The 7,127-nt window shown below is 71.4% G+C and carries 5 protein-coding genes (1 of these 5 running past the window's edge); all 5 read left to right on the top strand.

The genetic code is table 11. The annotated features are described in order from the left end of the window. Positions 1 to 2,834 carry the 3' portion of an ATP-binding protein gene (locus tag E5F05_RS12915; protein WP_241687158.1) on the top strand. 271 nt of this gene lie to the left of the window's left edge, so the window shows 2,834 of its 3,105 coding nt (coding positions 272-3,105); the start codon falls outside the window, past its left edge; its stop codon occupies positions 2,832 to 2,834. Positions 2,835 to 3,144: 310 nt separating this feature from the next. Continuing rightward, positions 3,145 to 3,360 carry a double zinc ribbon domain-containing protein gene (locus E5F05_RS21365; protein WP_164973469.1) on the top strand — a complete coding sequence of 72 codons (216 nt, stop codon included), beginning with the start codon at positions 3,145 to 3,147 and terminating at the stop codon, positions 3,358 to 3,360. 20 nt (positions 3,361 to 3,380) lie between these two features. Beyond that, positions 3,381 to 4,778, top strand: coding sequence for a carboxypeptidase-like regulatory domain-containing protein (locus E5F05_RS12905; RefSeq protein WP_129119027.1), 1,398 nt, complete (start codon positions 3,381 to 3,383; stop codon positions 4,776 to 4,778). Positions 4,779 to 4,841: 63 nt separating this feature from the next. Then, positions 4,842 to 6,008, top strand: a complete 1,167-nt coding sequence (gene dxr / locus E5F05_RS12900; RefSeq protein WP_164973468.1) for a 1-deoxy-D-xylulose-5-phosphate reductoisomerase — start codon at positions 4,842 to 4,844, stop codon at positions 6,006 to 6,008. Continuing rightward, positions 6,005 to 7,123 carry a M50 family metallopeptidase gene (locus E5F05_RS12895; protein ID WP_129119025.1) on the top strand — a complete coding sequence of 373 codons (1,119 nt, stop codon included), beginning with the start codon at positions 6,005 to 6,007 and terminating at the stop codon, positions 7,121 to 7,123. Before dxr ends, E5F05_RS12895 begins: the two co-directional genes overlap by 4 nt. Positions 7,124 to 7,127 lie beyond the last annotated feature (4 nt).

The raw sequence follows: 7,127 nt of genomic DNA, 5'->3' as shown, positions 1-7,127 counted from the left end.
CCGAGGGGGCGGTGGACGCGCTGGGATCGCTGCTCAGCGAACTGGCGCCGTTCGTGCTGCATGTCGAGGACCTGCACGCCGCCTCCGCCGAGCAGCTCCGCCTGTGGAGCGCGCTCGCGGCCGCCGTCACGCGCAGCCGGGGCGTAGCCCTCCTCGCCACGACGCGCCAGCGGCCTCCCGAACCCTTCGAGGCCCAGGCCCTGCCTCCCCTGACGCGGGAGGAAACCGCCGCGCTTCTGCGGCAGGGCCTGGGGGCGGACCTGCCGGGCGAGGCCGCCACGTGGATCGAGCGGCGGGCACTCGGCAATCCGCTGTTCAGCCTCGACTACCTGCGGTTTCTGGTGCGGCAGGGCTGCCTCTGGAACGACGGGCACCGCTGGCACTGGCGCGCCCCACGCGAGGACCGCATTCCCAGCGGTGTCGAGGCCCTGATCGCCCACCTCCTCCACACGGCGGCGCTGAGCTGCGAGGCGCAAGCGGCCCTACACGCGCGCTCGGTCCTCCCCCCCGAAGTCCCCCCGGAGGTCTGGGCACAGGTCGCGCGGCTGGACCCCGGCAGGCTGCCCGGCGCCCGGGAGGAACTGGAGCGCCGGGGCATCCTGCGGGGAGGGCACTTCGTTCACCCGCTGTACCGCGAGGTGAACTGGCGGCACCTCGCGCACGAGCGGCAGCGCGACCTGGCGAGGCGGGCGGTGGCCGCGCTCCAGGGAACAGACGTGGAAGCGGCGGCGGCCCTGGTCCCCCAGGCGGACCTGACGGCGGAAGAGGCGCTCCCCCTCCTGCGCCGCGCCGCCGAGCGGGCACAGGAACAGGGGCGGGGGCGCCGGGCCGCCGAGTTCCTGACCTGGGCCGCCGACCGGGCCAGCGGCAGTGAGCGGGTGGACCTGGCGCTGGCCGCCGCGCGGCTGTGGCGCGAACACGAGCCGGGCCGGATGGTCGCGCTGGCCGAGCGGGCGCTGGCAGGGCAGCCCGGCAATCTGGAGGCGACCTTTCTGCTGGCGGGCGGGCTGGTCCTGCAAGGCGAGGGGGAACGGGCCGAACGGCTGATCGCGGCGCTGCGGGACGCCTCCGGGGCAGAGCCGCGCTGGCTCTTTCAACTCATGGCGCTGCACGCCGAGAGGAACGATTACGTGGCCGTGTTGGACCTCTGGCAGGCCCATCCCGCGCTGCACGCCGAGGTGCCCGCACCCGTGCTGGCCCAGGTCGTGCGCGCCCTGGATTTCTGCGGGCAGACCGCGGGGGCCTGTGCCCTGGCGAGCCGCCACCTGGCCCGCGCGGGCCTGACGGACGACGAACGGACAGCCCTGCTGTTCGCCCGTGCCCGCGCCCTTTACAACGCGGGGGAGGTCACGGCAGCCGAGGCGGACGCGAGCGAGGTCGTCACCCTCGCGCGGGCGGGAGGGCGGCGGCACGATCTGGCCCGCGGCCTGTCCACGCGGGCGACCATCCGCGACAGCCTGGGCCATTACCCCGAGGCGCTGGCGGACGCCCAGGCCTCGCTGGCGCTGTTCGCGGAACTGGGGGCCACGCGCGACCACGCGCAGCAGCAGAGCCGCCTGGCCTGCCTGCTGCTGGAATACGGCGAATACGCAGAGGCGGAGACGCTGCTGCAAGAAGGCCTGGAGGTCATGCGGCGGGCGGGCGTGTCCCATCTGCTGGCCCTGGCCGAATACAACCTCGCCTACCTGTACCTGGAGCAGAATCCGCCCTTCGGCGGGACGCTGGCCCTGAAGTACGCCCACGCCGGGCTGGAACACGCCCGGCAGGCGGGCAGCCCCCTGATCGTCGCCCAGACCGCCACGATGGCCGCCCGCGCCGAGGCCACCCACGGTTCGCCCGAACGTGCCCTTGCGCTGGCGGACGAGGCGCTCGAACTGATGCGGCGGCACGGCTCCTCGCACGATACCGCCTGGTGTACCTGGGCCAGAGGGTTCGCGCTGGAAGCGGCGGGCCGCCCCGCCGAGGCCCTGGCCGCCTTCCGGGCGGGGGCGGAGGACCTGGTGGGGCGCGGCCTCACCCTCTGGGCCAACCGGCTGGGCCTGGAAGCCGACCGGCTGGCCGGTGACACCGCCGCCGCACAGGTGAAGCTGCGGTTTTTCGAGCAGCACCAGCTCCGCAACTGGATGAACGTGACGGCCCGGTACTTTCCGGCCCTGACCGGGGCCTCCTCCCCGGTGCCTGGCCCGGCCTGCGCGGTGCGGCTCGATGTGCTGGGACCGGTCCAGCTCTGGCGGGACGGGGAACTGCTGAAGTATCGCGGCCACAAGGGCAAGGAACTGTTGGCCTCCCTGCTGGAGACGCGGCTGGCGGGGCAGGCCGAGGTGAGCCAACTCGCCCTTCAGGAAGCGCTCTACCCGGAATTGCCGGACTTCCAGGCCGCCTCGGCCTTGCAGCAGCTCGTCTACCGGCTGCGTCAGGTGCTAGGCCAGGAGGCGATCCTGCGGACGGACAACGGGTACCGCCTGGGCGCCGTCCAGTCCGACGCCGAGACGTTCCTGAGCACCGGGGACACGCGGCTGTGGCGCGGTCCCTACCTGCACGGCCTGGGGTCCGGCTGGGACGTGACGGTCGAGGAAGCCCTCGCCCACCAGCTCCAGCGCCGAGCGCGCGAACTGCTGGAGGACGACCCCCGCGAAGCGGCGCGGCTGGGCCGCCTCCTGCTGGAGCACGATCCCTACGACCGTCAGGCGCTGGCCCTGACGCTGCGTGCCCTCCTGGCCAGCGGGAACCGCCGGGGCGCGCAAAAGCTGTATGACCAGAGCCGGGAACGCTTTCTGGAGGTGGGCGAACACCTGCCCGCATGGGAAACGCTGCTGGAGGAGACTCCGGCGTGAAACGGCACAAGCCCCCTTCAATCTCTAGATAACGCGCCGATCTCTCATTGGAGAAAACACGTTGAGAACGACAAAAAACTCCTCCCCCTTGAGGGGGGAGGCTGGGACTTGTAAAGCTGCGAAGCAGAGGGGGTGAGCGGGCTGGGCGTTTGCAAGGCCAGTGGGAAGGCTTGCCCTCCTTTTTGAGGCTGCCACCCCTCTCCCACAAGGGAAGAGGGAGAAAAACGACCTCCCCACCGTACACCCCCCGTTCGCGTTAGTGGCGCGTTACCTTTCCAGCCCTAAGCTCGGGGCCAGGAAGGAGTCCGGCGTGCCCAGGAACCCCGTGTCCTACCACCTCTGCCCGCGCTGTGGCCGCGCGGTCCCGGCCCAGACGCAGGAAGTCTTCTGCGTGAACGACGGGACCAGGCTCCTGACCGCCTGCCCCGGCTGCGCCCAGCCCATCCGGTCGCCCTACTCGCAGTTCTGCCCCCGGTGCGGCCAGGCCTACGCCGCACCCCTCCCCCGCCCGCAGCCCGGCCTCTAGCCGCTCCCTCGAAAGGACGCATGATGAACACACCCGCTGCCCACCTCGCCCTGACCGCCCTCCTTGCCCTGAGTGCTTCCGGCCTCGCCCAGGCGGGGCCGAAAAGCAGCCTGGTCGGCGCCAGCTTCACGCCGGACGCGGTGATCGTGACCGACCGCCAGGCCGTCGCGGACTTCGCCGGGGCGCTGCGGGACGCCGCGACCGCCGCCGGGGGAACCTGCCAGAAAAGCGAGTACGTGGTGTGGCCCAAGATCAGGCCCGGCCTGGAACAGCAGTTCAACACGGGCCTGGGCGCCCTAGGGTTCCAGTACGACCTGCTGGACAAGAGTGACGACCAGGACGGGTACGCGGCGGTCTTCCGGCTGAGCAAGGCCGGACAGGCCCTCGCGGGCATCTGGGTGGAGACGGGGGGTACTGCCGTTCTCGGCTGGTGCACCCTTAAGCTGACGCAGACGGCGCAGGCACCGACCCGGCCCACCTCGGCACCTCCTGCCCCGGCCCCCAGGCCAGCGCCCGCACCTGCTCCCGCCCCCGCTCCGGCCAGCCGACCGCCCGCCCAGGCCGCCAAGGCGCCCGCCCCCAAGCCCGGATACGTGTCGGGCATCGTGCTGGACACCCAGGGCCGCCCGTTGGCGAATGCCCGCGTGTACCTGGACGGCACCACCTTCACCCAGGGGCAGCGCACCAGCTTCGAAACGGTGACCAAGGCCGACGGGACCTATGCCCTGCGGGTGCCCGACGGGCGCTATCACGCCAAGGCGTCGTACACCACCCAGTACGGGGGACGCACCTATTCGTTCATCCTCTACCCCGAAAGCGGCAACCCGAAAACCGAGGTGGACTCGACCGAGGGCGGCAACCTCAATTTCCGCTGGAAACTCACCGGCCTCACCGCCTACAGCGCGCCCGGCGCCAGCGACCCGACCAGCTTCTACGGCGCGAGCGTGAACTTCAGTTACTGCGGCCTGCCCGCCAGCGCCTACTGCGACGCGAAGTATACGGAGGTCACGCCCGGCGCGGCCCCGGCTGGCTCCACCGTCACCGTCACCCTCACGCCGCGGGGACCGCTGGTGGACGGCACGACCGGCAAGCCGGTGGTGTTCACCTTCAAGGCGGCCCCGCTGTCCCCGCCCGGCGGCTATCCCTACACGAATCCCAATGGCGGCGGGCGGACGGTGCTGGGCGAAGGCTGGCCCTACCACTCCACCAACCTCAACGACCTTCCCCTGGGCGCGTATGTCCTGACGGCCACCGCCACCCTCCCCGACGGCAGCACCCGGCCCCTGAAACTCGGCCTGGACGCTGCCAATGTGGAAAGCATCAGCCTGAACGTGGACTTCGCCCCCTGGGACGACTTCAACCCGGCGAGCTACATCGGGGGCGGTCTCAAGCAACTCACGGTGTACGTGCGGGACTGACGGGGAAGCCCTCCTTCACCCCCGGCCACAGACAGCCCCGCGCCCGTGCGCCATCCTGTAGGTGTGAAGCTGACGGTTCTGGGCAGTACGGGCAGTATCGGGACGCAGGCGCTGGACGTGGCGCGGGAGCGCGGCTGGGAGGTCGGCGCGCTGGCGGCGGGGCGCAAGCTCGACCTGCTGGAAGCGCAGGTGCGGGAGTTCCGCCCGGACGTGGTGAGCGTGGCGGAAGAGGTGCTGGCCGAGGCGCGGTCCCGACTTCCCGGTGTGCGCGTGATAGCCAGCCCTTCGGAAGTCGCGGCCCTCCCGGCGGACGTGGTGGTCAACGCGATGAGCGGATTGATCGGCCTGGAGCCGACGCGGACGGCGCTGGAAGCGGGGCGGGCGGTGGCGCTGGCGACGAAGGAAGCGATGGTCACGGCGGCGGACCTGATCTGGCAGGCGGCGGCGCGCGGCGGGGGCCGCCTGGTCCCGGTGGACTCCGAGCATACCGGCGTGTTCCAGTGCCTCACCGGGGAACACCTGGCGGACGTGGCCGAGCTGATCCTGACAGCGAGCGGCGGGCCCTTTCGGGATGGCCCGGCGGACCTCAGCGGCGTGACCCCAGAGCAGGCCCTCAAGCACCCCTCGTGGAGCATGGGGCCGAAAATCACCATCGATTCGGCCACCTTGATGAACAAGGGGCTGGAGGTGATGGAGTGCGCCAGCCTGTACGGCCTGCCGCTGTCGCAGGTGGGCGTGGTGATTCACCCGCAGAGCGTGGTCCACGCGGCGGTGCGCTTTCGTGACGGCAGCCTGAAGGGGCAGTTCGGCCCGACGGACATGCGCCTGGCAATCGCCTACGCCATCGACGCCGCGCCTGGCGGCATGACCCGCCCCGGCGACGTGCGGGGCGCGCGGCGGGGGCCTTCGGTCGCCGGGCACCTCGGCTGGCCCCTGCGGGGAAGTTGGGAATTCCGCGAGCCGGACGCCGCCCGTTTCCCCTGCCTCGGCCTCGCGTACCGGGCGGGCGAGGCGGGCGGCCTCTTCCCTGCGGCGCTGAACGCGGCGGATGAGGTGGCGGTGGCAGCCTTTCTGGCCGGGCAGATCGGCTTCACGGACATCCCGCGCCTGATCGAGCGGGTGCTGGACGAGACGCCGCGCGGCACGCTGTCCTGGGACACTCTCGCGCAGACGGAAGCGTGGGCCAGGGCGCGGGCAGACGAACTCGTGGCGGCGGGGGTGCGGGCATGAACGTCCTCCAGAGCATCGCGGCGGCCCTCACGCCCCTGGGGCTGCTGTGGACGCTGCTGATCATCGGCGCGGCGACCTTCCTGCACGAGCTGGCGCACTTCGCCCTCGCGCGCTGGCAGGGCGTGGCGGTGAAGTCCTTCAGCGTGGGGATGGGGCCGGTGCTGCTGCGGCGGGTCTGGCGCGGGACCGAGTGGCGCCTCAGCCTGCTGCCCATCGGCGGCTATGTGGAAATCGACGGGATGGCCCCGGTCGAAGAGCCAAACGGCGTCTACCGCCAGCCCACCCGCGGCTTCGCGGCGCTGCCGACCTGGGGCAAGGTCGCGGTGCTGCTCGCCGGGCCGCTGATGAATCTGGTGCTGACCATCGGCCTGATGACACTCACCTTCGCCTCGCAGGGGGTGCCCGCGCCAGACCGTGCGCGGATCGAGGCGGTGCTGCCGAACTCGCGGGCGGGGGCGCTGGGACTCCAGGCGGGGGACGTGATCACGGCGATCAACGGGCGCGACATCCCCGACACGTACACCGTGAACGGCCAGCCGCACGCCGGGTGGGAGAGCCTGCGCGATACGCTCGCCACGAGCGGGCACAAGACGCTGACCGTCCTGCGAGACGGTACGGCCCGCCAGGTCGCCTTCGACTGGCAGGCCCGCGTGAACGGCGTCCAGCAGCGCCTGGGGATTCAGTACGCCCCGGACGTGCAGCCCGCCAGCCTGCCCGCCGCCTTCGTCACCTCCCTGCGGACGACCGGGGAGGCCGTGCCGCAACTTCTGCGCGCTTTCGGCGGCCTTTTCGCCAAGTTCTTCACCCTGAATCTCTCTCAGGATCAGAATGTCAGCGGTCCCATAGGCACGGCGCAGATCGTGAGTCAGGCCGCCGCGCTGAGTCCCTGGGCCCTGGTGCAGGTGGCGGTCCTGCTCAACCTCTCGCTGGCCTTTTTCAACCTGATCCCGATTCCCGGCCTGGACGGCGGACGCATCCTGCTGGTGCTGGTGGGCGCGCTGCGAGGTCGCCCCCTCACGCTGGCGCAGGAACAGGCGATCAACGTGGCGGGCTTCGCCTTCGTGATGCTCTTGATGGCCTTTGTGGTGGTGCGGGATGTGAGCCGGTTTTTTTAGGAGC

Source organism: Deinococcus metallilatus, from assembly GCF_004758605.1.
GTDB lineage: Bacteria > Deinococcota > Deinococci > Deinococcales > Deinococcaceae > Deinococcus > Deinococcus metallilatus.
Note: the sequence above shows the minus strand (reverse complement) of the source record. Positions and strands in the feature narration are given on the sequence as shown.